The sequence below is a fragment of the Kaistella sp. genome (assembly GCF_041824135.1).
In the GTDB taxonomy this organism is placed as follows: Bacteria; Bacteroidota; Bacteroidia; order Flavobacteriales; family Weeksellaceae; genus Kaistella.
In genome coordinates this window covers 15,670-42,385 of the sequence record NZ_JBGZYM010000011.1, presented here as the reverse complement: position 1 = coordinate 42,385, position 26,716 = coordinate 15,670, and the positions used below count along the sequence as shown (strand labels likewise).

The following is a 26,716-nucleotide window of genomic DNA, read 5'->3' as shown; positions in this document are numbered from 1 at the left end:
GACACGGTGTTATCGTTCCCTGCCCTCCAAATGAGGGCAATTTGCAAATCGTGGATTCCCATTATTTCCCCGAGTTTCACATGGGGTTATTGTTATTACACTCCTTCGGAGTTTCCTCAAACTATTTAACAGGTTCTACAGAAATTGCGTAACCACCACTTCTCACCAATTTCATCGGAAGTTTTGATTTACTCGTTACGGTTTTCTTGTAGATCTTGTAAGACTGCGGATTGTTGATGTAATCAGCATCGTCGCCGTCTGCATAAACGGTAGCTTCATATTTTTTACCTTTTGGCAGGAAAGAGAAATCAACGGTATAATTTCTGGCGTTTTCATCGGTGATTCCACCAACAAACCATTCGTGTTTTCCTTTGGTTTTTCTTGCGGTATGAATGTAATCACCGGGTTCTGCCGATAAAATTACAGTATCGTCCCAGTCTAAAGCAACATCTTTGATGAACTGAAAAGCATCCATATGTTTCGCGTAATTTTCAGGTAAATCGGCCGCCATTTGAAGCGGAGAATACATCACGACATAGAGCGCCAATTGTTTCGCCAAAGTTGTTTTCACGAATCGGGTATCGCCAGGAAAATAATAATCGAGTTTGGTCTGGAAAATTCCCGGCGTGTAATCCATTGGCCCACCCATGAAACGGGTAAATGGCAAAATGGTTTGGTGATCAGGATTATTTCCACCGAATGCTTCGAATTCTGTTCCACGGGCAGCTTCGGCAGCGATCCAGTTTGGATAGGTCCGGTTTAAACCTGTAGGACGAACGGATTCGTGAGAGTTGACCATGATCTTATAATCGTTGGCTTTTTCGGCAATTCTTAAATAATGGTTGATGGTCCATTGTGAATAATGGTGTTCGCCGCGAGGAATAATATTACCGACATAACCCGTTTTCACCGATGGGTAATCATATTTATTCATCAATTTAAATGCATCATCTGCCCATCGTTCGTAGTTGGTTGCAGATCCTGAAGTTTCGTGGTGCATCATCAATTTCATATTTTTTGAATGCGCGTAATCGTTCAACATTCTGATATCAAAATCGGGATAAGGCGTTATGAAATCAAAAACGAATTCTTTGCTGTGTCCGAACCAATCTTCCCAACCGGTGTTCCAACCTTCAATAAGTAAAGCATCAAAACCATTTGCTGAAGCGAAGTCGATATATTCTTTGACTTTGGTATTGTTAGCGGCATGTTTTCCATTCGGCGTTAACTTGGTAAAATCAGTTTTTCCGATGTGAACATTGTTTGCTGTAGAATACGCCCATTGTGATTTTCCGATAATCATTTCCCACCAAACGCCCATGTATTTTGTAGGCTTAATGTAGGAAGTATCTTTATATTGCGTTGGTTCATTCAAATTAAAGATCATTTTCGAAGCCATCACCTCTTCCGCTTTTGGAGAAACGATAATGGTTCGCCAAGGAGAAACGGCAGGCGTTTGAATATAACCTTTAGCACCTTGAGCATCTGGAGTTAAATGAGTTTTGAATTTAAAATTAATTGCATCGAGTTCAAGATTTGAAGCTGGATAGTTGATCACCGCTGCTTCGGCGATATTGACGTACAATTGATCCTTACCTTCTTTCTTTAACATTAATGGTGTCTGTACGCCATTTTTAATTAAAGACTGGGAAGCATTTCCATCATAAGAAGTTGGCCATTTTGCGGGAACTTCCGAGAGATTAGAAGTCTGGGTTTGATATTCCTGAGAATCGTAATCTCCGGCGAGCCACCAGGCTTTCATGTCGGTTGGCAAATCAATCTCCGTATCTTCTTCTTTAATAATGAAATAATTCAAATTTTTCTGCTCCGGGAATTCATATCTGAAACCTAACCCATCATCGAACAAACGGAATTTAACAATAATATGTCGATCATTTGCTTCTTGATTTAAAGTAACTGCGAGTTCATTATAATGATTGATATAGGATTTTTTCTCACCCATGATCGGATCCCAAGACTCGTTTTTGGTGTCAAATTTTTCTGCCGTTTTGGTGAAACCGTTATCTAAATCTTTTCCTTTCTGATCTTTATTTTCGATCTCTGACGCAAACTGAATATTTCCATCGCGCAGTAACCTTAGACCTAATTTAGAATCTTCTACGACTGTTTTGCCTTGGTATTTAAGATCGTAATAAGGAACTCCGGCTTTTAACTGGAAATTCATTTCGAATTTTCCGTTGGGAGATTTTAAAGATTGGGCGTTCAGGGCAAAAGTTCCCATCAACAAAAAAAGTACAGATATTTTAATATTTTTCATAGGTAGATATTTATTTTTTCAAGGTCATATGGAATCGACTATTTTTATTATTGCGGGTGTGCAAAGTTTTTATTAACGGCGATTTCAACATGATTTTTACCAATCAATAAATTTAGAGAAAATGTGAGTAACAACCAATTATTTAAGGCACCTTTATCTATAAAAAACAAAAAAAACTGTTGCTAAAAAGCAACAGTTTCAATATTTAAATTTGGAGTCTATTAAAGTGGAGTCACTTTATAAGTTCCCATTTTGACGTTGGCTGTAATTTTATACAGGCCACCAGTTCCAGGAAATTTGATATTATTGTTATCTCCATTTGGACCTAGGAAACCAGAATTTCCACCAGTGTGAATATTTCCCCATTCCATACCAGACCAAGCTTGTTGACCAAGAAACTTGAATTCACCATCAGCCGGGATAGCGATCGTATATTCAAATTCACCATCACCAATTTGATCCATTAAAATTGCAGCATCTGCATTCCAACCTTGAATTGAACCCACTAAGTAAACACTAGATGGTATTGTAGGAACTGAAGAAGCAGTTACTTCAATCGATTTTGCATTCTGATCAATTTTAACTTTGTACATTCCTGAATTCCCTGTGAACTTAATGTTTTCATCTCCTGAAGGTTCTAAGTTAGTTGACCAGGTGTTGAAATATTTATAGTCATCTTTAATCGTCGGATCATTTAAACTAAAGTTCGCACCATTCCAGTTTTGCTGACCTAAGAATCTAAAACTTTTACCATTTTCTAAGTAAGTATAGATCTCTGCAATTTCGTTTTGGTTAAACAATAATTGAGAACCACTATCACTCCAACCCACTGCTGTGGCATCTCCTACAATATAAAAGTTAACAAAAGCAGGTTTGTAAGGCGTCATTTTAAATGTTACCACATCGGAAACCTTGCTAATTGTTCCACCAGCTGATGTTGAAGTTGCAGTTACGCGTAAGTCAACATTAGAGGCAACATTAATTGGTAAAGAAAGTTTCGTAGCAATTTCATTTAAATCGAAATTATTAGCCGTTAATTCTTTAGCGTTGGTAGAGTTTCCAACTAATAACCATTCAGTTCCTCCCGCTGTTGCCATTTCTACTTTGTAAGAAACATTAACACCATAAGTGTAATCGCTCCACGCAAAAGTGATCGCATTGCCAGTTGGGCTTGCAGCATCTAAAACTAAACTTGAACCCGCCGTTGGATTCGTAATTACAGGCTTATTTACCGGGTAAACAGTTACCGGGAAAGAAATAAAGTTAGAAACCTCAGTTCCTCTTTCGATTCTGATGTACACATTCTGAGAGGAATATGGACTAAATCCAGCTTGTAGCAAAGCAGTATTTAAAGCCGCAATATTCGTATTCAAAGTAGTGGTTTCAGATTTCGCCAGTTCTACTTTATTTTTAAAGTCTTCGGTAGAAGAAACCACAACCGAATAACTTCCTGCCCCAGCGGTCGCATTATCCCATTTCAAGATAAATGGATTGCTGTCCATCGTAGGATATAAAACAGCAGCGCCTAAGGTCGTATCGTACAACTTGAAAGAAGCTTCTGGATTGGTCCAGTCCCGATCTGCATCGTCTCTACACGCGTTGATTAAAAGTAATGGTAAAATCATTACCATCATTATTTTAAATATATTTTTCATAAGATTTAATTAATAATTAAAGATTACTTAATCGGAATTAAAGTATAATTCCCAGTTGCATCATTAAAATAAACATCATAAGTCCATTCTGCAGCCAGTGGAATATTTGCACCTCCTTCAACCGCAGTTCCGAAGTATTGCGCATTTGTTCCCCAACTTGTATCCCAAGCATTGTTTGCTCTGAATTTAAATTCACCTTCACCTAAAGTAATTGCAGAAGCACTCCATAAATGAGGATCAAAAGTTGATTGCGTTAATTGCGTATCATTATTCCAGTCACCATTTACCGTTCCGATAATAGAAATATTGGTATATGTTTTCGTCGGTGCAGCCACAGGAACTAAAGTATATGTAAGTGCATCAATATCAATTGATAATTTGTAATAACCATCGGCAGGAACACTTAAGTTTCCAGAACCACCGTCAGTACTTAACGTACCAGCTGCAGCACCAGCTCCGAACTGTGCATCCCAAGAACCTCTTTGTTTAATAATTTTAAATCCTACATCTGCGCCGCTTTTAAATAAACCTGTAAAAGTATATTGTGAACCGTTTGATGTTTTTAAAAGTGGTGCTAAAGTTTTATTGGTCGCATTATTATCCCAGTTTCCTACGGCTCCATTTCCGATCAAGTACAGATCCTGGTAGTCATAAGTAGGGCTCGCCAAATAAGGAGTAATGTTTAAACTCGTGATTGGAGATTTTTGCGACATCCCGTCATTAGCCAAAAGGCTGGTCACTCTGAAATACATTTTTTGAGATTCAAAAGCAACTAAACCAATTTTCTTGGCAGCTTCATTCATTTCTTTATTGGTAAAAGAAGCAAATGTTTCTGATTTATCTTTAGTGATCAAAGTGATAGGCTCTGCAAACGCTTCCGTGCTGCTGATCTCTAATTTATATTTAAGCTCAACGGGCACTGTTAATTTCGCCGGGGTCCAAGTCACTGTAAGTGCAGGATTTGCCGGGAAATTTTTATCTAAAACCAAACTGTTTGTCGAAAGGTCCATCGTCATTGGCGCCGAAACAGTGTCTATGGTAACGATATCACGATCTTCGCATGATGTCAAACCTAAGACAAGAGTCATAGCCAAAAATAGATGTTTGAAAATATTATTTTTCATTGTTTTTTGTATTAATTATTAGTAACCAGGATTTTGTTTCAGATTCGGGTTAACTACCAAATCATTATTTGGAATCGGGAATAAATTACGGTACTCGCCAACGGCTACACCTTCTTTAACATTACCTTTCCAAGGCCATAAATAAGCTGAACTTGTAAATTTACCGAAACGGATCAGGTCTGTTCTTCTTGTATTTTCCCAAGACAATTCTCTTGCTCTTTCATCAAGAATAAAGTTAAGATCCAGCACAGAAATTGAAGAAGCATTCGCTCTGGCTCTTAATGCATTCACGTAAGAAACAGCTGTTGCCATGCTTCCGCCGCCTCCTCTAACTACTGCTTCTGCATACATTAAATACACATCTGCCAAACGGTAAACTGCTAAATCAGCTTCAACCCAGTTATCATCGACACCAGGAGCACCAGTACTTTTCACGTTTTTATATTTGATAAACGCATAACCGTCATTAAAGTTTCCTAGGTCATTGATTTCTAAAGTCTGACCATCTTTGTAAAAACGTCCTCTTAAATCACTGTTTTCAAATTTCTGTACGAAAGCTTTGGTAGTTCTGATACCACCCCAACCACCGTTCACTCCGAATTCTGCAGGTTTCATTGTTCCACCAATTGCAGCATGAACCATAAAGGTTGTACCACCATTGGTTTGTGTTCTGGCCCCATCGTAAACAATCGAGAAGATATTTTCTGGATTGTTCAAGTGATTATCAGCCAGGAATAAATTAGCATAGGACGAATTTAAAGTATAACCCGCACCAATTACTTTTTCTGTGTAAGTGATTACGTCTGCGTTTCTTTCAGCTCCAGTGTACACTTTTGCATTCAGATACAATTTCGCAAGTAAAGTCCAGGCTGCTCCTTTGTCTAAACGACCGTATTCATTAGATCTCGCTGGTTTTAAATCATTTGCAGAAGCAAGTAATTCACTTTCAACATATTTAAAAAGATCTGCTCTCATTATTTGTTTAGGAACGGTACCAAAAGTAGTTTCATCTACAAAAGGAACATTTCCATAAAGGTCTAATAAATGATAATAAGCTTGTGCTCTTAAGAACTTCGCTTCAGCTCTCATTGCTTTTGCTTCATCAATATTCGCTCCTGAAATACCGTTTAAATTCAACATTTCGTCAGTTGTATTTTTAATAAATTCGTTACAGAAAGCTACTTCCGTATATAATCTAAAATACATGGCGTTATTGAATTCGTTTGCCGGCGTCCAAGACATTTTGTGAAATTCAGGAAGTGTTCCGTCATTCCACCCAATTACTGCTTCATCAGTAGTAATTTCCTGCATGTAATACATCAATCTCATGTAGTTAGAGAAACCACCGTCGATATCAGCAATATCACCTTGACCGTCTCCTCCAGCCTGACCACCGACAGCAATACCACCGTAAAGTTTAGCAAGAAGGTTCTTATAATTTCCAAAATCTTTGTAAAGACTTGCAGCTGTAATTTCGGTGATCGGTTCCTGTTTTAAATCATCAATACAAGAATTGATCATAAACGAACCACCTAAAATGGCAATTGCAAGGGAAATATTTTTTATTCTAAAATTTTTCATTGTTCTTAATTATTAAAATTGAAAGTTTAATCCTAATGAATACACTTTTGGTCTTTGATAAAATCCGTTATCAATATTTCCAAAAATCTCTGGATCTACACCGGTGTAATCAGTAACGACAAATACATTCTGTGCCATACCGAATACTCTTAGATTTCCTCCTTTGCCGAAGATATCACCGAAGTCATATCCTAAAGTCAGGTTATCCATTCTCAAGAAGGAAGCATCTTCTACAAAAGCATCACTCCAATATTGTGGAGTTTTGAATCCGTAATTAGCTGTTGTGCTTGAGATATTCTGTAAATAATCATTGGTCGCAATACTCTGCGTATTCGATTGAGAATCGAAGTTATTATAGACATAATTTCCAATAACGGCTCTCAATGAAGTTGATAAATCCCAGTTTTTAAACTTGAATTTGGTTGAGAATCCGAACGTAGCGTCTGGTGTAGTCGACTGATAGAAATATTTATCTTCTTTATCAATTTTACCATTGCCATCTCTGTCAACATAAACTCCGTCCATTGGTTTACCAGCGCTGTCATAAACCTGTTGGTAAACTAAGAAACTGAATGGAGTGTAGCCAACACTGTGTCCTTGAATATTGTTACCAGTACCTCCAGAAATCCCTCCTTGTTCAATAATATAACCATCAGCTACATCATCAAATTGAGTTACTTTTGGATTGTAGTGAGCAACGTTGAAACTGAAGTCCCAAGTGAAGTTTTCTGTTTTTATTGGGTTCACATTAAGTAAGAATTCAAAACCGTCAGTTTCCATCTGGCCAATATTCTTAATGTTTTTGTTACTGAACTCCCCTGCTGGAACTCCAACCTGTGCCAATAGATCTCTCGTATTTTTCTTGAACCAGTCAATTGAACCCGAAACTCTGTTTCTCCAGAATCCGAAATCCAATCCTGCGTTAATTGTTTCAGTAGTTTCCCAGGTTAGATTCGGGTTGTACTGAGTTGGACGGTACATGAAGTAAAACTGATCTCCAAAACCGTATTGTGCAGTAGAAGTAGAAACTCCGTAAGAAGGGAATGAGTTATAATAACCACCTACTTCCTGTTGTCCTGTTTCTCCCCAACCTGCTCTTAGTTTTAAATCTGAAAATACACTGGAATCTTTTAAGAAACTTTCGTTTTTAATTTTCCAGGCTCCTGAAGCTGCATAAAAGGTTCCCCAGTTATTCTTTAGATCAACACCATTATAAAATCGAGAAGTAGCATCTCTTCTAACTGATCCCGTTAAGATATATTTATTAGCAATGGTGAAAATTCCTCTACCATAAAATCCTAATAAAGTCAATTTTCCTTCATAGTCATTGTCACCAGTAGGAAGTTTGTCTGCGCCATAATAAGTGAGAGCAGATGGAACTTTATTATGAAACTGCTGGTAAGAATAACCCGCTAACAAATCAACTTTCGTATCGATTGCAGAGATTGTTTTTACATAATTCAAATAAGTTTCTAATAACTGATTTGTTTTTTCCTGAGTGTAGTCTCTTCTCGTACTTAAGTTTCCAGAAGATAGAACGCCAGCATATCCTGGATATTCTGTAACTGCTCCTGTTCCTTTTTGATAATCATATCCACCCACTACATTAAAATGCAAGTCTGGTAAGAAATGGAATTTGTAATCTAAATGTATATTTCCAATACCACGGAAAACCGTAGATACATCTCTTCTACCATATAAAGAACCCAGTGGGTTTCTGGTAGCATTAACATTCAGGTTATCTTCATTCAACCACCATTCCCAATAGTTATTTACTCTATCTCCTTTTGGTGAATAATCATAAACCTGTTGTGTTGGATCAAAAAACTGTGCTGCACCGATAACTCCGGCCGGAAAACGGTTTTCTGTCATCGATCCTTTAATGTTAGCAACAACGCTCAGGTGTTTGTCGAAAAATTTCGGTGATAAATTTAAACCAACAGAAGTTCTTTTAAATTCATTGGTTTTTACAATACCGTTCTGTTCGGTGTATCCTAAAGATAAACGATACGGCAATTTTTTAATTCCACCAGAGATGGCAACGTTGTTGTCGGTTCCCCAAGCTTCCTGATAAATAAGGTCTTGCCAATTGGTATTAGCAGTTCCTAACATGTCTAGATATTTTTGTTGAGTGGCATTTTTAATTACAAACTCTCTGAATTCGTCAGCGGTCAAAACATCCTGAGTTCCCATTTTTGTAGAAACGGAGGCAGACGTTGAAAAGTTAACTTTCACTCTACCAGATGATCCTTTTTTCGTGGTAATTAAAATTACCCCATTGGAAGCTCTGTTACCATAAATAGCAGCAGCAGAAGCATCTTTCAAAACGTCGAAAGATTCGATATCATTTGGATTGATCAATGCTAAAGCATTTGATGCTCCAGAAATACCGTCAAAATCCATTGGAACTCCGTCGATTACAATTAATGGATCATTTTTCGCTGTCAACGAAGCTCCACCTCTAATACGAATGGTTGCTCCAGAACCTGGATTACCACCGTTTCCGGTTACTGTTACCCCAGGAGCTTTACCTTGGATCAATTGATCTGCAGACGTAGAACCTGGATTAAAATCTTTGGAAGTAATAGAAGCGATCGATCCGGTAAGATCTTCTTTCTTCTGCTTTCCATACCCAATTAAAACAACCTGTTCAATATCCGCCGTTTTTAGCGTGTCAGTTGTTTGTGCGTCCAACATCGCTCCAAGCAATAAGAAGGCTGGTGCGATTTTTAAAACTTTCGTATAGTTTCTCACAAAAATAAAATTTATGGATTAATATTTAATCTAATTACTCGGTTAAAAGTAGCGATGCAATTTAACATTTTTTTTACCTATCATAATATTTTTTGCGAAAATGTTAATTATTCGTGACAATTATCATCATTGGAGAAGTCGTTAAAAAATCAACTATTTGATTTTTAGCGCTTTACTTAAAATACGTTTTCTAAACTACTTCTGTTAAATTAACAATAATCCAAACGGCTGTTTAGCAAAAAATCAACGCTTGAAACAAAATTTTGACCTTCCTGAAAATTTCATAATGATTACATAAGAATTACTCTATCAATTTTCAAATCTATTAGAGAATACTAATTTTTATAGAAAATTAAGACAAGATATTGGGAACTAAGAATAAGTATAAGAAGACTTAGGCGGTCCTAAATTGCTTACTTATTATAAAGGAAATCAAAAATGTCTCGTTGAAAATTATTATTTTAAGTAGAAAAGTAAATACCCATAATCTACATCCTAAAAATAAAGAGTAAGAATAGGTGATAAAAAAAATTAAAATCCGAAAACAATGATTTTTAATTAACTCGCAGAACTCTTATCTTTGCAAAAATTAGAAAGAAAAAATGTCAGATAGAAAATTAATTACCGCAGCCTTGCCATACGCCAACGGACCGGTACATATTGGCCATTTAGCTGGAGTTTATATTCCCGCTGATGTTTATGCGAGATTTCAAAGAAGACTGGGAAAAGACGTTGCATTTATTTGCGGTTCTGATGAACATGGAATTCCTATTACGATTCGTGCAAAAAAGGAAGGCGTAACTCCACAAGATATCGTTGACAAATACCACGGAATAATTAAGAAATCTTTCGAAGATCTGGGAATTTCTTTTGATGAATATTCCCGAACCACTTCTGAAAGACATCATGATGTTAGTCAGGATTTTTTCAAAACACTCTATAATAAAGGAAAGTTTATCGAAGAAGTTTCCGAACAGTATTTCGATGAACAGGCCAATGAATTTTTAGCCGACCGATATATCGTCGGAACTTGCCCGAACTGTGGTAACGACAACGCATATGGCGATCAGTGCGAAAAATGTGGTTCTACCCTTTCACCTTCAGAATTGATCAACCCAAAATCAATGTTAAGCGGAAATGTTCCAATTTTAAAAGAAACCAAAAACTGGTATCTTCCTTTAAATGAATATGAAGATTTTTTGAACGAATGGATCATCGAAGGTCATAAAGACGACTGGAAACCGAATGTTTATGGTCAGGTTAAATCTTGGTTGACCGACGGTTTGAAACCGAGAGCAATGACCAGAGATTTGAATTGGGGCGTTCCCGTTCCACTACCTGGCGCTGATGGAAAAGTACTTTATGTTTGGTTTGATGCACCGATTGGTTATATTTCTTTCACTCAGGAATGGGCAGAAAAAAACGGGAAAGACTGGAAAGATTATTGGCAAAATGAAAATACAGATCTGGTTCATTTCATCGGAAAAGACAATATCGTTTTTCACTGTATTATTTTCCCGGCGATGATGAAAGCGCATGGCGATTATATTATGCCAACCAATGTTCCGGCTTTTGAATTTTTAAATTTAGAAAACGACAAGATCTCAACGTCCAGAAACTGGGCAGTTTGGGCTCACGAATATGTTCAGGAATTCCCGGGACAGCAAGATGTTTTGCGTTATTCTCTTCTTTCTTCAGCTCCGGAAACTAAGGATAATAACTTTACGTGGAAGGATTTTCAAACCAAAAACAATTCAGAATTAGTGGGAATTTTCGGAAACTTCATCAACCGGGTTGCCGTTCTTATTCATAAATATTACGATGGAATTGTTCCTGCCGGAAATGAAAATGCTGAAGAACTTAATGAAGTTACAAAAGCTGCAACTGAAGTTGAAAATTTCTTAGAACATTACGAATTCAGAAACGCATTAACAGCAATGATGAATCTGGCTCGATTTGGAAATCAATATCTTCAGGTTGAAGAGCCTTGGAAAACCATTAAAGACAATCCAGAAAAAGCAGCACAATCTCTTTTCGTTGCCGCCCAAATCGCAGTTGGATTAGCTCAAATATGCGAACCATTCTTACCATTCAGTGCAGAGAAATTACAGAAAATGTTTAATGTTTCTCAAATGACCTGGAAAGATATTAAAAACGAAAAAGTATTAATTAAAACCGGACATCAAATTAATCCGGCCGAATTATTATTCTCAAAAATTGAAGATGAAACGATTGAGTTCCAGATTCAGAAATTAGAGAACACCAAAGAATCAAACAAAAAAACAAATCCTAAAGCCAACCCGATGAAAGAAGAAATTCAATTCGACGATTTTACAAAAATAGATTTAAGAACTGCAACCATTTTGACCGCTGAAAAAGTGGAGAAAGCAGATAAACTTTTGAAATTCTCGGTTGATACGGGAGTTGATGTAAGAACCGTTGTTTCAGGTGTTGCCGAAAGTTTCACGCCGGAAGAATGTGTAGGAAAACAAGTCATGATTTTATTAAATCTTGCCCCAAGAAAAATTCGCGGAATCGAATCTCAGGGAATGTTGCTATTAACCAATAACGCAGAAGGAAAACTGGTTTTTGTAACACCAACTGAAACGGTAGAAAACGGTGTTGAGATCGGATAAAATCTAAATTAAAAACAAATGAATGGGCATAAGAATGCCCATTTTTTTTATGATGGTAAAGAAAAGTGTTTTAGCAAAACTCTCTGACCGGGAACTGGAAAAATATATGGAGCTCGACAACCGCTTTGTTCCTGAAGCTGTAAAAATGGCTTTTCAAATACTGGAAGAAAGAGGTAGAATTTTCTCGGCGGACGAAAAAGTGAATATTCAAAACATCATTCAAAACAAGATTGAGGCAGAACAAGTACAGAAACAAGAAGAACAGGAAGATCTAACCGATCACTTCACTACCGATTCATCTGCCATTCGTCTGTATTCAAGAACATTAATATTAACCTCCAGTTTATTTCTGGGAACTTTATATGGCGCGACGCTTTTGGCTCTAAATTTCATTAAGTTACAGAATTACACTCGCGCAATTTTCACTTTATCGTTCGGTTTTATTTACGTTCTCTTTCAATATTATGCTTATCAATTTCTAGTTGAAAATAATCTTATAACTTCTGGCAGATATAGTCCAGAAATTCTTCCAATCGTAATTGGACCAGTACTTTTGATTTTAATTTGGGTAAGTTCAGAATTAAAGAGATTGGCGTACCGATCAGAATCTTATTTAATACCGATCCTATTAGCAATTGTAATATTGATCATTATTGTCACCAACTACAACGGCTGGTTCTCCTCTTATTTTCTGATGCGAATCCTTGATCGATAAAATCAGTTGTTTCAATTATTTCTTAGTCAATCTCGCTAAAAAAGAATCTTCTTCCTGCAGCATTTTTTCGATCGTAAATCCATTATTTTCAACGGCTCTTTTCATGGTTTCAAAATCCAGATACAACCATTTGATCGGTTTTTCTGTATCTAATTTGTAATGAACAAAATAATCGACTTCGCCATAATAGTGATCAGCAGGAACCATAACCCCGCCATCATCAGCTTTATCATACATGTAAAGAATATCGGTACTGTCAATTAAAATTTGTCCGTCTTTATTTAAAAGGGAGTGCAATTTTTCGAGATATAAATCGATTTTATCCAGCGATTGAAAAATTCCAGTTCCGTTCATTAACAACAATATAGTATCGTAAGTTTCGCCTGAATATTCCAGAATATCTGAACACAAAGTATTTTTAACAGCACGCAGTTGACAAACTTCAATTGACTTCGGAGAAAAATCTAAGGCCAGCACATCTAATTTTTTTTCATTTTGAAGATACAAACTGTGCGAACCGGCTCCTGCTCCAATATCCAAAACTTTACCTTTAGATAATTCCAAAGCTTTTTGTTCGACCAAATTCATCTCCTCAAAATCCCGAAAGAGATAGTCAACCGGCAAATCATCCATTTCAGAAATAGAAGTTTCTGTCAATAAATTCTCCTGACTTTCATCGTGATAAAAATCCCAGATCGCCTGTCCCATTAAATCTTTCATTCCTATTAAATTTTGCCAAAAATAAGGAAATATTAAGCACCAATCAATCGATGAAACGCTTTAACAAAAAACCTCATTGATTTAATAACAGAATGACTAATTTAGTTCTACCATTAATCAAGAACGATGCGAAAAATTGATCAACTCTTTTCCGAATATGGCGAAAGCCATCAGAATCAGACCAACAAATTGATCCACTGGATCTGTGTTCCCTTCATTTTTTGGTCTATTCTAGGATTTATATCATTGATTCCGACGCCTCATTTTTGCTTTCAATATTTTGGATGTATCAGTATCGCAAGCCTTATAGCAATTGGTTTGGTGACGATATTTTATTTCAGCTTATCGTGGAGAATCGGTCTTATTATGATTTTCGTGATGTTATTAATGGAACATCTGGTTTATTTCATTAATATCGAATTTGCACAAAAATCATGGATGGTCTTCCTGGTGATTTTTATTCTTTCTTGGATCGGACAGTTTTATGGGCATAAAATAGAAGGCAAGAAACCAAGCTTTCTCAAAGATTTGCAGTTTTTATTAATCGGCCCGATTTGGTTAATTCATTTTATTTTAAAGAAACTGAATCTAAAGTACTAAAATGACTTCTCTCATATTATGAATTTTGACCGGTCTAAAAATAAGTAACCGCTGATCAAAGCCTTAAATTGCGGAATAATAATTTTAAAAGACAAAGCGATGATCAAAAAAATAATTCTTCTTACCACGTTTTTATTTCTTGTCTTCTCATGCGGAACCAGAGAAGACGAAACGGATAACGAACAATATATTGGCGTTTGGAATTGGGTTTCAACGGATAGAGGAATCGGTAATATTCATCAAACCCCAGCGAATACAGGAATCGCCAGAACATTAACGCTCACTGCAGAATCAAACTATACCATCAAAGAAAATACAGTCGTAATAAGCGAGGGAACTTATTATTTAGGAAGAGCAGTTACGAATACTGATCATCTAGAAAAGCTATTCCTTAATTTAAGTGAGGATCAAAACTTAATTATTGAGAGTTTTAATTCAAGTGACATGTATTTAAGCGAAGACCATAACGATGGCCTGAAATACCATTATTCAAAATAAACTGCACTATATTGCTCCAAATAAAAAAAGATCAGAAACATCTGACCTTTTTGCTATTAAAACTATTTGTTTCTATTCACCAAAGTGACTTTTTACTTTTTCTAAAAAGTGTTCGTCACTCATTTTTTGATCGGTGTCAAGGGTTACTTTTAAGTTTTTGAACTGCGCTGTTTCAGCTAAATGATTTTTAAACTGTTCTTGAATCGTTCCCGTACCGGTTAAGTAAAGTTCTTGGGTGTTGGTGATAAGATGCTCTAAATCTTTGAAGAACTTCGCCGTATTGGTTTGCTCTACATTGTTTGCATTTTTCTCACTTGAGTTACCGTGCTGAACATCTCTTTTTACCGGATCACAAACGAAAAATTTATAAGCACTTTCGATATCGTGATTTTTCACAACGGTTGCATTTTCTGAATCCATCCAGATTCCTGCTAATTTTTTATCTGACATAATTTAAAATTTTAATGTTAAGAATGATGTAAGACAAGAATGATGCAAAGCTGATGTTAATGGTTGTTAAAGTATTAAATTCGTTTCAAAATTAAAGATAATGGATGAAAACGAAATTTCTTATCTCATCAGAAAGTGCATTTTTAATGTATACAATAAATTAGGACCTGGCTTACTAGAGTCGGTTTATCACAGAATTTTGATCTACGAACTGGAAGAAAATGGACTTGAAGTAAAGTCTGAAGTAATCCTGCCAATAATATATGATGAAAAAGTTTTTGATATTAATTTCAGAATAGATATCCTTGTTGAAAACAAAGTTATCTTAGAATTAAAATCCGTGAAAGAATTAGAACCTGTCCACTATAAACAATTAAATACCTATCTGAAACTATCAGGCAAGAAATTAGGTTTGTTAGTCAATTTTAACACAACTAATATTTTGACTGGAATTAAAAGAGTGGCTAATAATTTGTGAAGTATTTTGTTCCCGCAGATTTAGCAGATGACGCAGATTGATCCAATTCTATTACGGTTCATATTACCTGCTTTACGTTAAAATTGCTTATGCACCAAAAAATCTGCTTAATCTGCAAAATCTGCGAGCGACCTATTTATTTTCCCAACACAAAAACAGCCGGTATTTTATGAAGTTCTGGCTTGTTTTTCAGCCAATCTTTAATGGTTAAAGTTTTTATAAACTCATCGCTCGGGTCGTTGATATTTGCCGCAATACATAGCTTAGTTGTAGGCGCTAAAAATTTACAAAGATCTTCGAAAAGCGGATTGTTACGGTAAGGCGTTTCCATAAAAATCTGAGAATAACCCGTCGTTTGAACTTGATTTTCGAGCCATCTTATTTTGGCTTTTTTATCTGATTTATCAATAGGCAAATAGCCGTGGAAGGTAAATTCCTGACCATTAAAACCACTTGAAGTCAACGCCATAATGATTGACGAAGGTCCATTAATAGGAATTACTTTTACCGCATTCTCATGACACCACGCCACCATCACATTTCCAGGATCGGCAATACAAGGCAAACCCGCTTCTGAAAGCAGACCGAAATCCTGACCTTTTTTCATCAGCATTTGCGCTTCCTGCAAATCTTTTCTCTGGGTGTTTTTATCTAAAATAAATAGTTTCAGATCCGCCTGTTTTTTTTCAGGCGCAAAAAATTTGATTACTTTTCTAGCGGTCTTATCATTTTCGACAAAGAAATAATCGGTCTTTAAAATATATTCTTTTACCGCGGGAGCAAAAAAATTGATCGGCGTATTTTCTGATAAGTAAGCTGGGATGAGAAATAGCATATTGAGTTATTTGGTATTTGAGTTATGATGGATCTGAGCACCACAAAAGTAAATAAAATAGTTTTTAAACGTTAGAATTTTTACTTTTACTTAACTCTTTCAGCTCACCGGCAATTCTTTCGCACGCTTCATCTAAAAGTTGATAAACCTCGTCAAACTCTTTCATCTCACTCCAATAAGGATCTGGAACTTCTTGATTGTTCTCTAAAATTAGGGAAACCTTTTTGCGTTCTTCTTCTGACGTTGCCAACTTCAAAACATCTTTCAAATTATTTTGGTCCATTACATATATACGGTCATATTCCTGAAAATCATTGGCCGAAAAATGTCTTGACTTTTGTTGAGAAATATCAACATTGTAATTTTGCGCAGTTTGAATGGACCGGTGATCCGGACTGTTCCCTTCATGCATATCGATCGTTCCTGCTGAATCCACAACAAAGCTAGCAGATAGCTTTGATTGTAAAATACCTTCTGCCAGAGGACTTCTACAAATATTCCCCAGACAAACCATTAAAATTTTCATAACCTTATTTATTTAAAAAACCCTTTCATCCTTTAAAAGGCTGAAAGGGTTCTGAATTTTATTTGAGCATCACCTTGAAGGTGGTGACTTTTACTGTTTGATCTTTTCTGTTAATTCCTTAACGTATTTCTTGATCTCTTTATCAATCTTCGAAACATCTTTTATGGTATCGCAAGCGTACATTACGGTAGAATGGTCTTTCCCACCCATTTCCTCGCCGATCTTATTGAATGTTGCATTGGTAAACTCCTTTGCAAAGTACATCGCCAATTGTCTTGGTAACGCAATTTCTCTTTTACGCGTTTTTGATAATAACTGCTCTCTTTCGATTCCGAAATACTCGCAAACGACTTCCTGAATGTAAGGAATATTGATCACCTTTTTCTGATTTGCGGCAATTTTGCTGATGGTTTCTTTCAGTAACTCCAATGATAGATCTGACTTGTAGATGGTCGAATACGCAATCACTGAATTAATCACTCCGATCAATTCTCGAACGTTGGTTTTTACTTCAGATGCCAGGTAATCCAGCATATCCTCTGTTAAAACAATTCCGTCACGACTTAATTTATCAACGATAATCTTTCGTCTTGTATCGAAATCCGGCGATTTAATTTCTGCCGAAAGTCCCCATTTGAATCTGGAAACGATACGATCCTGAATATCTAAAATATCAACCGGCGCTTTATCCGAAGTTAAGATGATCTGTTTTCCGTTTTGGTGCAGATAATCGAAAATGTGGAAGAAACTGTCTTGCGTTGATTTTTTTCCTGACAAAAACTGAATATCATCAATGATCAAAACATCAACCATTTGATAGAAATTCGCAAATTCTGTTTGCTTATGTGCTTTCGCTGCAGAAACGAATTGCTGAATAAATTTTTCCGACGATAAATAAAGAACCACTTTTTCTGGATAGGCGTTTTTAACTTCCAAACCAACAGCGTGTCCTAAGTGGGTTTTCCCAACACCGTAACCTCCGTATAAAAACAATGGATTAAAAGCAGTTGCACCTGGTCTTTTTGCGATAGATTTTGCAACCGTCGACGCAAACTTGTTGCTTTCTCCTTCTACATAATTGTCAAATGAAAAATCAGCCTTTAGATTAGAATCAATATTGATTTTCTTCATTCCCGGAACGACGAATGGATTGATCACGTTTGCTGAAAATGAAGGTGGCAAAGTTTCCTGCATTTTTGGAGTCGGAGTACTTTTACCTTTTACGTTCATCGTAATTGGTTTTTCCTGTCCGCTTGGTTTATTTTCCATCACGGAATACCACAATTTCACCCCTTTTCCAATGTTCTTTTTTAGGGCAGCAGAAAGCAATGATAAATAATTATCTTCTATATATTCTTTGTAAAAATCACTCGGAACAAGTAAGGTCAAATTATTGCTGATTAATGACACAGGTCGTACATTATCAAACAATAAATCAAAAGAATTTTCGAGTTTTTTTAGGTCAGTATTGTCCTCCGCTGCGTTGAGGTTATCCCTCATGAACGTAAGACATTTTTCCCAAATTATAGTTAAATTTTCATCCATTTTCGTGCTGCAATTTCTCCTTCGCTTGTTAATTTTGACGGGAAGACAAAGATGGAATTTTTAAACGTCAAAAAAAAATAATTGTGCTATTGATTAATTAAAAATATATTTGTATGACTAATTTAATACTTAAGATGATACACACAACTCACACAATTAGAGTACGTTACGCTGAAACCGACCCTATGAAATACGTCTATTATGGCAATTACGCTACCTATTTTGAAGTGGCGCGCGTAGAACTTTTTCGTACGCTTGGCATGCCATATGATGATATCGAAAAGCAAGGAATTTGGTTGCCGGTTTCAGAATTTTCTATTAAGTATTTAAAACCAGCACTCTATGATCAAAATCTCGAAATTCATACTTTTATTAAAAAAATTCCGGGCGTAAGAATTGAATTTGAATATGAAATTTATAATGATTCTAAAGAGAAAATAACGGAAGCAAAAACGACCTTATTTTTCTTGGATTCAAAATTAAATAAAGTAATAAAGTGTCCGGATTTTTTAATGAATCTCCTCTTAGAAAATTGGGCAGAATAATCTAAACTTCAGTTCCGGATTCAACTTCGTAGGGTTCTTTCTCTTTTTCAAAAATTCGGGTCATTTCATGTCCTTCTACGGTAATGCGATTTCCTCTTCTTCTGATCCAGTTTCCTTCTCGAAGACCAAACACTTTCGTATCGTTTTGAGTTAAAAATTCTGCAATTCTGGTTTCACGCGTTTCACCATTATGTTTCAAATCCGGATTCGGATCCAAATAATGTGGATTAATATTAAAAGGAACAACACCCATACAATCAAAACTCGGTGGATACACAATCGGCATATCATTGGTCGTCTGCATATTCATACCACCAATATTCGAGCCCGCACTCGTTCCCAAATAAGGTTTGCCGTTTTCTACATTTTCTTTTAAACCCGCCATTAAGTTGAGTTCATGTAAAGTTTTTACTAATAAAAAAGTATTTCCTCCGCCTGTAAAAAATGCTTTTGCATCATAAAGCGCTAGACGTTGAAATTCGAATTCATGCAATCCTTTTACGTTAATATTGAGTTGCGCAAAAAATTCTTTCGCTTTATGGGTGTAATCATCATGCGAAATTCCACCAGGTCTTGCAAAGGGTACAAATACTATTTCATCAATTCCTTCATAAAGTTCAGCGATTTCAGCTTTAATATATTCTAAATAATTTCCGCCAAACAAAGTAGAAGTTGAGGCGAGAAGAACGTTCATTTCCATATCAATTTTTATTTTTAAGAAGGTAAAGATAATGAAATCAAAAATTTAAAAATCGACCTCATCTATAATTATCATATTAATAAAATAATTACTGATTTTTATCAACTTTCTGTTAATATATTTTAAATATTCATTTATCAAATAATTCAGAAGTATATTTGCATAGAATTTAACAACTAAAACACTTTATTATGAATTACACGATTGTTGGTCTTTTTCCAAGCCAGGAAAACATCAAGGAAGTTACGGCAGGAATAGAAAAATCAGGAATCAAGGACCAGGATTTTATCATTTACAGAACCGACCAGGAAAATGCGCCGGAAGTGAAGAAAAATTTTTGGGATCGACTTTTCAAAACTTCAAAAGCAGCAGTGAAAATCGCGCCCGATCATTTGATCACCAGCGTATCTGTTAAAAATGCTGAAGAATTTAAAAATGTAACAAAATCATTCGAAGATAATAAAGTAGTAAAAATCTATGAATTCAAAGATATGACCATCGACGAAGCCAAAGATTTGAATTACATTAAGAAAATCGTAGAAATGCGTGCAAAATCACATATTTACGGAATGCCAGAGTTTTCAGTTTCAGGAACACTGATGAATGAATTGTAAACAGAACTAAAAACTTTTTAAAATTTAAATATCATCCGTCCCATTCTTAATGAGACGGATTTTTTGTGGAGTAAACCTGTCTTTTAGATTTAAGTTATTATCTTTACTTTCATTCCAAAAAATCATTTAATGAAGGTTCATTTTTATTTGTCTTTTATTTCCTTATTGCTCTTTCAACTCGCTTTCTCCCAGCAAAAAACGTATTGTAATCCGATTAACATCGATTACGGTTATACGCCTTTTGATGTGTTTTCAAAACAGGGAAAACATCGGGCAACCGCAGATCCGGTGATTGTTAATTTTAAAGATGATCTTTATCTTTTTTCGACCAATCAAGAAGGATACTGGCACAGCGATGATATGCTTCACTGGAAATTTATCTCGCAGAAATTTTTAAGAGACGATAAATACATTCACGATCTCAACGCTCCTGCAGCTTGGGTGATGAAAGACACTTTATATGTTTATGGCTCCACTTGGGAATCTGATTTCCCCATTTGGAAATCGACCACTCCGAAAAAAGGCGACTGGAAGATTGCCGTCGATACTTTGAAGGTTGGCGCTTGGGATCCGGCATTTCATTATGATGAAGACAAAGACAAGCTCTATTTATATTGGGGTTCCAGCAACGAATGGCCACTTCTGGGAACAGAGATCAACACCAAAACCATGCAGTCAGAAGGTTATGTAAAACCTATAATCAAATTAAAGCCCGAAGATCACGGTTGGGAAAGATTTGGCGAATATAACGACAATGTATTTCTACAACCTTTTATTGAAGGTGCTTGGGTCACCAAACACAACGGGAAATATTATATGCAGTATGGTGCTCCTGCCACCGAATTCAGCGGATATGCAGATGGTGTTTACGTCAGTAAAAATCCACTTGAGGGTTATGAATATCAAAAGCATAATCCTTTTTCCTATAAGCCAGGTGGATTTGCACGAGGCGCGGGACACGGTTCTACGTTCCAAGATAAGCATGGAAATTATTGGCATGTTTCAACTATTTTTATTTCGGTTAAAAATAATTTTGAACGAAGATTAGGAATCTGGCCCGCAGGTTTTGATAAGGATGACGTAATGTACAGCAATACCGCGTACGGCGATTACCCTACTTTACTGCCCGAATTTGCGCAGGGGAAAGATTTTACCAAAGGATTGTTTCCGGGTTGGATGCTATTAAATTATCAAAAACCAGTACAGGTTTCTTCAAATTTGGGCGGCTATCAACCGAATCTCGCAGTTGATGAAGATATTAAAACCTATTGGTCTGCAAAAACTGGAAATGCCGGCGAATATTTCCAAACTGATCTGGGTGAAGTTTCTACGATTAATGCGATTCAAATCAATTACGCTGACCAGGATGTAGAATTTAAAGGTAAAACTTTAGGTAAAATGCATCAATATAAAATCTACAGTTCGAATGATGGTAAAAACTGGAAAACGTTAATTGATAAAAGTAAAAACACAACTGATGTTCCCCATGATTATATCGAATTGGAAAAGCCGGCAAAAGCAAGATATTTAAAAATGGAAAATCTAAAAATGCCAACTGGGAAATTCGCCTTGAGTGGATTTAGAATTTTTGGGAAAGGAACCGGAGAAAAACCTGGCAAAGTTGAAGATTTTGTTCCCTTACGTGCAGATCCGAAAAAGTATGGCGAAAGACGAAGCATTTGGATGAAGTGGAAACAAAATCAAGATGCTGACGGTTATGTTATTTATTTCGGAAAATCACCAGACAAATTATACGGAAGCATCATGGTTTACGGAAAAAACGAATATTTCTTTACTGGTGCAGATCGCGTTGATGGATATTATTTTCAAATTGAAGCTTTTAATAATAACGGAATTTCTGAAAGGTCAGAAATTTACAAATCAGAATAAATTTTAAAAATAACTTTAATAAGTCGTTTAATTCAAATGGCTTTTTTACTTTTGTTCCATGAAAATCGCATTCCTCGGCCCACAGGCAAGTTTTACCCAATTAGCATGTTCCCAAATTTTTCCCGATCATGAGATCATTCCGCAGTCCAGTATTCTGGATTGCTTCAATGCCGTCTTCGATGGTGAGGTTGAGAAAGCGGTCGTTCCGTTAGAAAATTCTATTGAGGGAACCGTTTCGATGACCTTAGATTATCTGTACGATTTTGACGGAATTCATATTGAAACTGAAGTCGTGATGCCGATCGCGCATCATTTAATGATTCATCCTGACGCAGAAAATTTTGACACTATTATTTCTCACCCACAAGCGCTTGCTCAAACTTTTCACTTTCGACAGGATTATTTTAAAAATGCAGAAACTCGTGATTTCAGTTCTACCGCAGCGGCGGCGAAATTAGTTTCAGAAAATCCTCAGGAGAAATGGGCTGCCATTGCCAACTCGTATGCTGCAAAATTGTACAGTTTAAAAATTATCCATCCAGACATTCAGGATTTCGAACAGAACCACACCAAGTTTATTGTCATTTCAAAAAAGAGCAATCTGTTACAACTAGAATTTCAAAAAACTTCAGAGAAGACTTCTTTACTCATAACGCTTCCCGAAGATCATGCTGGAGGACTACACCAAGTACTTTCTGTTTTTGCCTGGCGAAAAATGAACCTTTCAAAAATCGAAAGCCGTACTCTGAAAACAGGATTGGGAAATTATTTTTTCTTCATCAACATAGCAAATGAATGGCATCCGATCTTATCAGAAAATGCGCTGGAAGAATTATTAGCGATTGGTGCGTCCGTGAAATTCCTTGGACATTATAACGAATATTTGCTCGAAAGCTAATATTTTTGAAACTTGAAAACCGCTTCATTAATTTTAATTAAATAAATACCAGTCGGCAAAGTAGAAACTTTGATTGATGAAGATGGATGGTAATTTCCTTTTTCAATTAAAACTCCTTCCATATTATATATTTCGTAGGCAGTTTGGCGCGAAATCCCTTTAAAATTAATTTCATTCTCGACGGGATTTGGGTACAATATCACTGTTTGTTTCTGAGTCGATTCAGCTTTAAGTAAAGATGGATCATAAATCACTGTAGAATTTTTTTCTATAATTTGAAGATCATCATTAAAGGAAATATTTGCTACTTTAAAATTAATCAGTTCGGAGAAATTCTGATTATTCTGCGTATTATTTAAAACCAAATTGGCCACTTCACCATTCGTTCCGGTCACTTTTACCGGCAAAGGCATTTCAAAAAAACCGACCGATGGATGACTTTGAGTTTGGGATATTAAAAAATGGAGATTCTGATTCGCAACAGGTTGATTCCATTTAATGGTGTAAGTTGGATAACCTTCGCCATAAATCCAGTCGTTAAAAAATTCAGTAAAATTTTTTCCAGTACTGATGAAGAGTTGATTTTTAAAATTCTCGGTCGTCGCATATTGATAAGCAAAATTGGGGTTCGCAACATATTCCCGCAGCATTTGATAAAAGTCGTCGTCACCTAAGATCCATTTCAACATTCTTAAAACGAAAGCCCCTTTTTGATAAGTTAATCTTCCACTGAAAACGGCTGGTATCTTTCCCAAATCTGAATCGTTGACGTAAACGCTTCCACCTGGCAAACTGGTAATTGAATTGAGATGAAACTGCAAATGATTTAAAAACTCTGCCGGCGTCATGCCATTTTTCTCGTAAATCAAATATTCGCCGAAAGTAGCGAAACCTTCATTCAACCACGCTTCGTTCCAGCTTCCACACGTAATTTTATCACCAAACCACTGATGCGCCAACTCATGTGCAATGGTAAATTTTCCAAAAGAATTCATGGATGACATTGTTTGATGTTCCATCGCGGCGCCATTAACTGCAAATTCCATGTGCCCGTATTTTTCATCAGCAAAAGGATAAGGTCCAAAATAGGTTTCAAAAATTCCCATCGCTTGTTTGGTCCATTCTAAATTTTCAAGAACTCCTGCATTATTACTTGTGTCGGGATATAAATAATTAACAAATGGAAAAGAAGAAGCTCCAATAGTATCATTAAACTTAACAAAATCCCCAATCGAAAGTGCAGCTAAATAAGCAGCCATCGGATATTCAGTTCGCCAAAAGGTTAGTTTTTTATTTCCAGTCAAAAGAGTTTCTGATTTTAACGATCCGTTTGCAGCAACGCTGTATTGATCTGGTGTCGTAATTTTAAAATCGAAACGCTCAATTTTATCATTCATACTTTGTTTGGTAGGAAACCAATTTTGAGCGCCATACGGTTCAGAAAGCGTTGACAAAACCGGAGAACCAGCATGCGTTCCGACATAAAAATAAGTGCGACCACTATTATCGGGAACGCCGGAATAATTGATGGTGAGAGAATCTAAAGTATTCGAAGAAATTGAATTGGAAAAAGTTATTTTCAATTCTTTCGTGGGTAATTGTTCAAAAACCAAAGCTGTTCCGTGATAAGTAACTGCTGACACAGGAATCTGATCTGTAAAGTCAAAGTAAATAGCGGACATCGATTCTTTCGATAAAAAATGAGCGGTAACCGACCCTGAAATATAGTTGATTGCCGGATCAAGATTCACATCCATTCTTTGGTATTGCAGATCGTAATTTAAAGTATTGGGATTAACATTGAAATCGGATCTATTCTGATAAGACCTCAATTCACTTTCAATCAAAGACTGATGTTCTAGTGTTTCCTGTGCTGTAAACTTCGTAAAAAAAATTGCAAGAATTAGGAAAGAATAAAAGTTTCTCATGCGGCTCAATTTAATTTAAAGATAATTAAAAAGCCTGACAGTCAGCAAATTATTTAATGCAATTTTTATGTAGCCTTGTTTTAATACTTATCTTTCCACTTCTTTTTGAGTTGCTCCGAGATTTTATTTTCGGTCGCATTACTTCCGGGTTTATAAAACGATGTTCCTTTTATTTCTTCCGGTAAAAACTCCAGATCGACGAAGTTCCCTTCGTGAGAATGAGCGTAATCATAGTCTTTTCCATAATTCAAATCCTTCATTAATTTAGTTGGAGCATTTCGAAGATGTAAAGGAACAGGCAAATTACCCGTTTTTTTAACATTAGAAATTGCTTCATTAATTGCGAGATAAGTAGAATTGCTTTTCGGTGAAACCGCCAAATAAACTGCAGTCTGACTTAGAATAATTCTGGCTTCCGGATTTCCGATCACATTGATCGCCTGAAAACAAGTGTTCGCCATCACCAACGCGTTTGGATTTGCCAAACCAATATCTTCTGAAGCTAAAATCAACATTCGTCGTGCGATAAATTTAATATCCTCGCCGCCAACCAACATTCGGGCTAACCAATACACTGCACCATTCGGATCAGAACCACGCATTGATTTAATGAAAGCAGAAATGATATCATAATGTTGCTCACCATTCTTGTCATAAAGAGCCATTGTCTCTTGTAAAACCGAAAGCACATCTTCATTATTAATTTCCTTTTTCTCCGAATTTTTAAATTGATTCAATACATTTTCTACTGCATTGATCAACTTTCTGGCATCACCTCCGGAATATTGAATCAACGCTTCGTTATCTTTAATAACAAAACCCGTATTGTAATCCTGATTGTATTTATGTAAAGAAATAGTGATCAACTCTTCAAGCTTCTCGTATTCTAAAGCTTTTAGAATATAAACCTGAGACCGCGAAAGTAACGCGGAAACCACTTCAAAACTTGGATTTTCAGTCGTCGCACCCATTAATACGACCCAACCTTTTTCTACCGCGTGAAGCAAAGAATCCTGTTGAGACTTATTAAACCGGTGAATTTCATCAATAAATAAAATCGGAGATTTCCCAGAAAATAAGTTCTGCTTTTTGGCCTCTTCGATGATCTCTCTAATATCTTTCACCCCACTTGAAACGGCTGAAAGTTTATAAAATTTACGCCCTGAGGTTTCAGATATGATTTCTGCCAGCGTCGTTTTTCCGGTTCCGGGCGGTCCCCAAAAAATCAGTGAATTCAAAGTATCATTCTCTAACATCTTCCGAATCGGTCCGTTTTTACCGGTTAAATGTTCCTGCCCTAAAACCTGATCTAAAGTTTTTGGTCGTAATTTTTCAGCAAGAGGGGAATTAGAATTCAAGGTATTTAAAGATTGATGGGTTCGTGATTAAACTGAAAGACTCATATGGATCGAACAAAGATAAGCAGTTTGTTGAAAACAACTTTTAATCCAAACATAAAGTAAATTTAAACTAATTGGTTATTTTTGCATCGCAATGTTCAACAAAATCATCACTTTTCCTTTGATTATCCTGATAAAATTTTATCAGTGGTTCATCTCGCCGCTGTTGCCAAAAAGTTGCCGTTACGAACCCACTTGTTCCAGCTATATGGTAGAAGCACTGAAAGTTCATGGCCCAATAAAAGGTTTATGGTTAGGCTCGAAAAGGATTGCCAGATGTAATCCGTGGGGCGGCGAAGGTTATGATCCGGTTCCACCGAAATGTAAACATTAATTAAAATTTTAA

The 26,716-nt window shown here is 36.1% G+C and carries 23 protein-coding genes; 10 read left to right on the top strand and 13 right to left on the bottom strand.

Features of this window, described 5'->3' with window-relative positions; all coding sequences use genetic code 11:
- Positions 1 to 121: 121 nt before the first annotated feature.
- The 5 genes from ACEYOS_RS01030 to ACEYOS_RS01010 form a co-directional block, all read right to left on the bottom strand.
- The gene (locus ACEYOS_RS01030; protein WP_373707576.1) at positions 122 to 2,278 is read right to left on the bottom strand and encodes a glycoside hydrolase family 97 protein; all 2,157 of its coding nucleotides are present in this window, start codon (positions 2,276 to 2,278) and stop codon (positions 122 to 124) included.
- A 221-nt stretch (positions 2,279 to 2,499) separates the two neighbouring features.
- Positions 2,500 to 3,933, bottom strand: coding sequence for a SusE domain-containing protein (locus ACEYOS_RS01025; RefSeq protein ID WP_373707575.1), 1,434 nt, complete (start codon positions 3,931 to 3,933; stop codon positions 2,500 to 2,502).
- A gap of 23 nt (positions 3,934 to 3,956) precedes the next feature.
- Complete coding sequence (locus ACEYOS_RS01020) at positions 3,957 to 5,057, bottom strand: SusE domain-containing protein (protein WP_373707574.1); 1,101 nt, start codon at positions 5,055 to 5,057, stop codon at positions 3,957 to 3,959.
- A gap of 18 nt (positions 5,058 to 5,075) precedes the next feature.
- Positions 5,076 to 6,638, bottom strand: a complete 1,563-nt coding sequence (locus ACEYOS_RS01015; RefSeq protein ID WP_373707573.1) for a RagB/SusD family nutrient uptake outer membrane protein — start codon at positions 6,636 to 6,638, stop codon at positions 5,076 to 5,078.
- 12 nt (positions 6,639 to 6,650) lie between these two features.
- A complete protein-coding gene (locus tag ACEYOS_RS01010) occupies positions 6,651 to 9,392 on the bottom strand; it encodes a SusC/RagA family TonB-linked outer membrane protein (protein ID WP_373707572.1) in 2,742 nt (913 codons plus the stop codon).
- Positions 9,393 to 9,994: 602 nt separating this feature from the next.
- On the opposite strand from ACEYOS_RS01010, the gene metG reads away from it, so the two are divergent.
- A complete protein-coding gene (gene metG / locus ACEYOS_RS01005; RefSeq protein ID WP_373739241.1) occupies positions 9,995 to 12,028 on the top strand; it encodes a methionine--tRNA ligase in 2,034 nt (677 codons plus the stop codon).
- Positions 12,029 to 12,050: 22 nt separating this feature from the next.
- Positions 12,051 to 12,743, top strand: coding sequence for a hypothetical protein (locus ACEYOS_RS01000; protein ID WP_373707397.1), 693 nt, complete (start codon positions 12,051 to 12,053; stop codon positions 12,741 to 12,743).
- Positions 12,744 to 12,758: 15 nt separating this feature from the next.
- On the opposite strand, the gene ACEYOS_RS00995 is transcribed toward ACEYOS_RS01000, so the two are convergent.
- Positions 12,759 to 13,463, bottom strand: a complete 705-nt coding sequence (locus ACEYOS_RS00995; RefSeq protein WP_373707398.1) for a class I SAM-dependent methyltransferase — start codon at positions 13,461 to 13,463, stop codon at positions 12,759 to 12,761.
- A gap of 126 nt (positions 13,464 to 13,589) precedes the next feature.
- On the opposite strand from ACEYOS_RS00995, the gene ACEYOS_RS00990 reads away from it, so the two are divergent.
- Positions 13,590 to 14,063, top strand: a complete 474-nt coding sequence (locus ACEYOS_RS00990; protein ID WP_373707399.1) for a DUF962 domain-containing protein — start codon at positions 13,590 to 13,592, stop codon at positions 14,061 to 14,063.
- Between the two features lie 99 nt (positions 14,064 to 14,162).
- Entirely contained in the window at positions 14,163 to 14,561 is a 399-nt protein-coding gene (locus ACEYOS_RS00985; protein ID WP_373707400.1) for a hypothetical protein, read from the top strand.
- 72 nt (positions 14,562 to 14,633) lie between these two features.
- Here ACEYOS_RS00985 and ACEYOS_RS00980 read toward each other — a convergent pair whose 3' ends face one another.
- A complete protein-coding gene (locus ACEYOS_RS00980; RefSeq protein ID WP_373707401.1) occupies positions 14,634 to 15,011 on the bottom strand; it encodes a hypothetical protein in 378 nt (125 codons plus the stop codon).
- Between the two features lie 100 nt (positions 15,012 to 15,111).
- Between ACEYOS_RS00980 and ACEYOS_RS00975 the strand changes: the two genes are divergently transcribed.
- Entirely contained in the window at positions 15,112 to 15,489 is a 378-nt protein-coding gene (locus ACEYOS_RS00975; RefSeq protein ID WP_373707402.1) for a GxxExxY protein, read from the top strand.
- 136 nt (positions 15,490 to 15,625) lie between these two features.
- Here the strand turns inward: ACEYOS_RS00975 and ACEYOS_RS00970 are convergent, their stop codons facing one another.
- From ACEYOS_RS00970 to dnaA, 3 genes are all read right to left on the bottom strand, one after another.
- The gene (locus ACEYOS_RS00970) at positions 15,626 to 16,324 is read right to left on the bottom strand and encodes an SAM-dependent methyltransferase (protein WP_373707403.1); all 699 of its coding nucleotides are present in this window, start codon (positions 16,322 to 16,324) and stop codon (positions 15,626 to 15,628) included.
- A gap of 64 nt (positions 16,325 to 16,388) precedes the next feature.
- Positions 16,389 to 16,850, bottom strand: a complete 462-nt coding sequence (locus ACEYOS_RS00965; RefSeq protein WP_373707404.1) for a low molecular weight protein-tyrosine-phosphatase — start codon at positions 16,848 to 16,850, stop codon at positions 16,389 to 16,391.
- A 90-nt stretch (positions 16,851 to 16,940) separates the two neighbouring features.
- Entirely contained in the window at positions 16,941 to 18,395 is a 1,455-nt protein-coding gene (gene dnaA / locus ACEYOS_RS00960) for a chromosomal replication initiator protein DnaA (protein ID WP_373707405.1), read from the bottom strand.
- A gap of 134 nt (positions 18,396 to 18,529) precedes the next feature.
- On the opposite strand from dnaA, the gene ACEYOS_RS00955 reads away from it, so the two are divergent.
- Positions 18,530 to 18,940: an acyl-CoA thioesterase gene (locus ACEYOS_RS00955; RefSeq protein WP_373707406.1), complete on the top strand. Its 411-nt coding sequence runs from the start codon at positions 18,530 to 18,532 to the stop codon at positions 18,938 to 18,940.
- 1 nt (position 18,941) lies between these two features.
- Here ACEYOS_RS00955 and pepE read toward each other — a convergent pair whose 3' ends face one another.
- Positions 18,942 to 19,634, bottom strand: coding sequence for a dipeptidase PepE (gene pepE / locus ACEYOS_RS00950; protein WP_373707407.1), 693 nt, complete (start codon positions 19,632 to 19,634; stop codon positions 18,942 to 18,944).
- Between the two features lie 197 nt (positions 19,635 to 19,831).
- Here pepE and ACEYOS_RS00945 point away from each other — a divergent pair, with 197 nt between their 5' ends.
- The 3 genes from ACEYOS_RS00945 to pheA all read left to right on the top strand — a co-directional run bounded on the left by ACEYOS_RS00945 (position 19,832) and on the right by pheA (position 23,042).
- Entirely contained in the window at positions 19,832 to 20,254 is a 423-nt protein-coding gene (locus ACEYOS_RS00945) for a hypothetical protein (RefSeq protein WP_373707408.1), read from the top strand.
- Positions 20,255 to 20,383: 129 nt separating this feature from the next.
- Positions 20,384 to 22,144, top strand: coding sequence for a discoidin domain-containing protein (locus ACEYOS_RS00940; protein WP_373707409.1), 1,761 nt, complete (start codon positions 20,384 to 20,386; stop codon positions 22,142 to 22,144).
- Positions 22,145 to 22,202: 58 nt separating this feature from the next.
- Entirely contained in the window at positions 22,203 to 23,042 is an 840-nt protein-coding gene (pheA, locus tag ACEYOS_RS00935; protein ID WP_373739255.1) for a prephenate dehydratase, read from the top strand.
- Here pheA and ACEYOS_RS00930 read toward each other — a convergent pair.
- Entirely contained in the window at positions 23,039 to 24,970 is a 1,932-nt protein-coding gene (locus tag ACEYOS_RS00930; protein WP_373707411.1) for a M1 family aminopeptidase, read from the bottom strand. The genes pheA and ACEYOS_RS00930 overlap by 4 nt on opposite strands.
- Before the next feature lie 80 nt (positions 24,971 to 25,050).
- Positions 25,051 to 26,328 (bottom strand): replication-associated recombination protein A, encoded by a 1,278-nt coding sequence (locus tag ACEYOS_RS00925; RefSeq protein ID WP_373707412.1) that lies wholly within the window; start codon positions 26,326 to 26,328, stop codon positions 25,051 to 25,053.
- 136 nt (positions 26,329 to 26,464) lie between these two features.
- Here ACEYOS_RS00925 and yidD point away from each other — a divergent pair, with 136 nt between their 5' ends.
- Positions 26,465 to 26,704, top strand: a complete 240-nt coding sequence (yidD, locus tag ACEYOS_RS00920) for a membrane protein insertion efficiency factor YidD (protein ID WP_373707413.1) — start codon at positions 26,465 to 26,467, stop codon at positions 26,702 to 26,704.
- Positions 26,705 to 26,716: the final 12 nt, after the last annotated feature.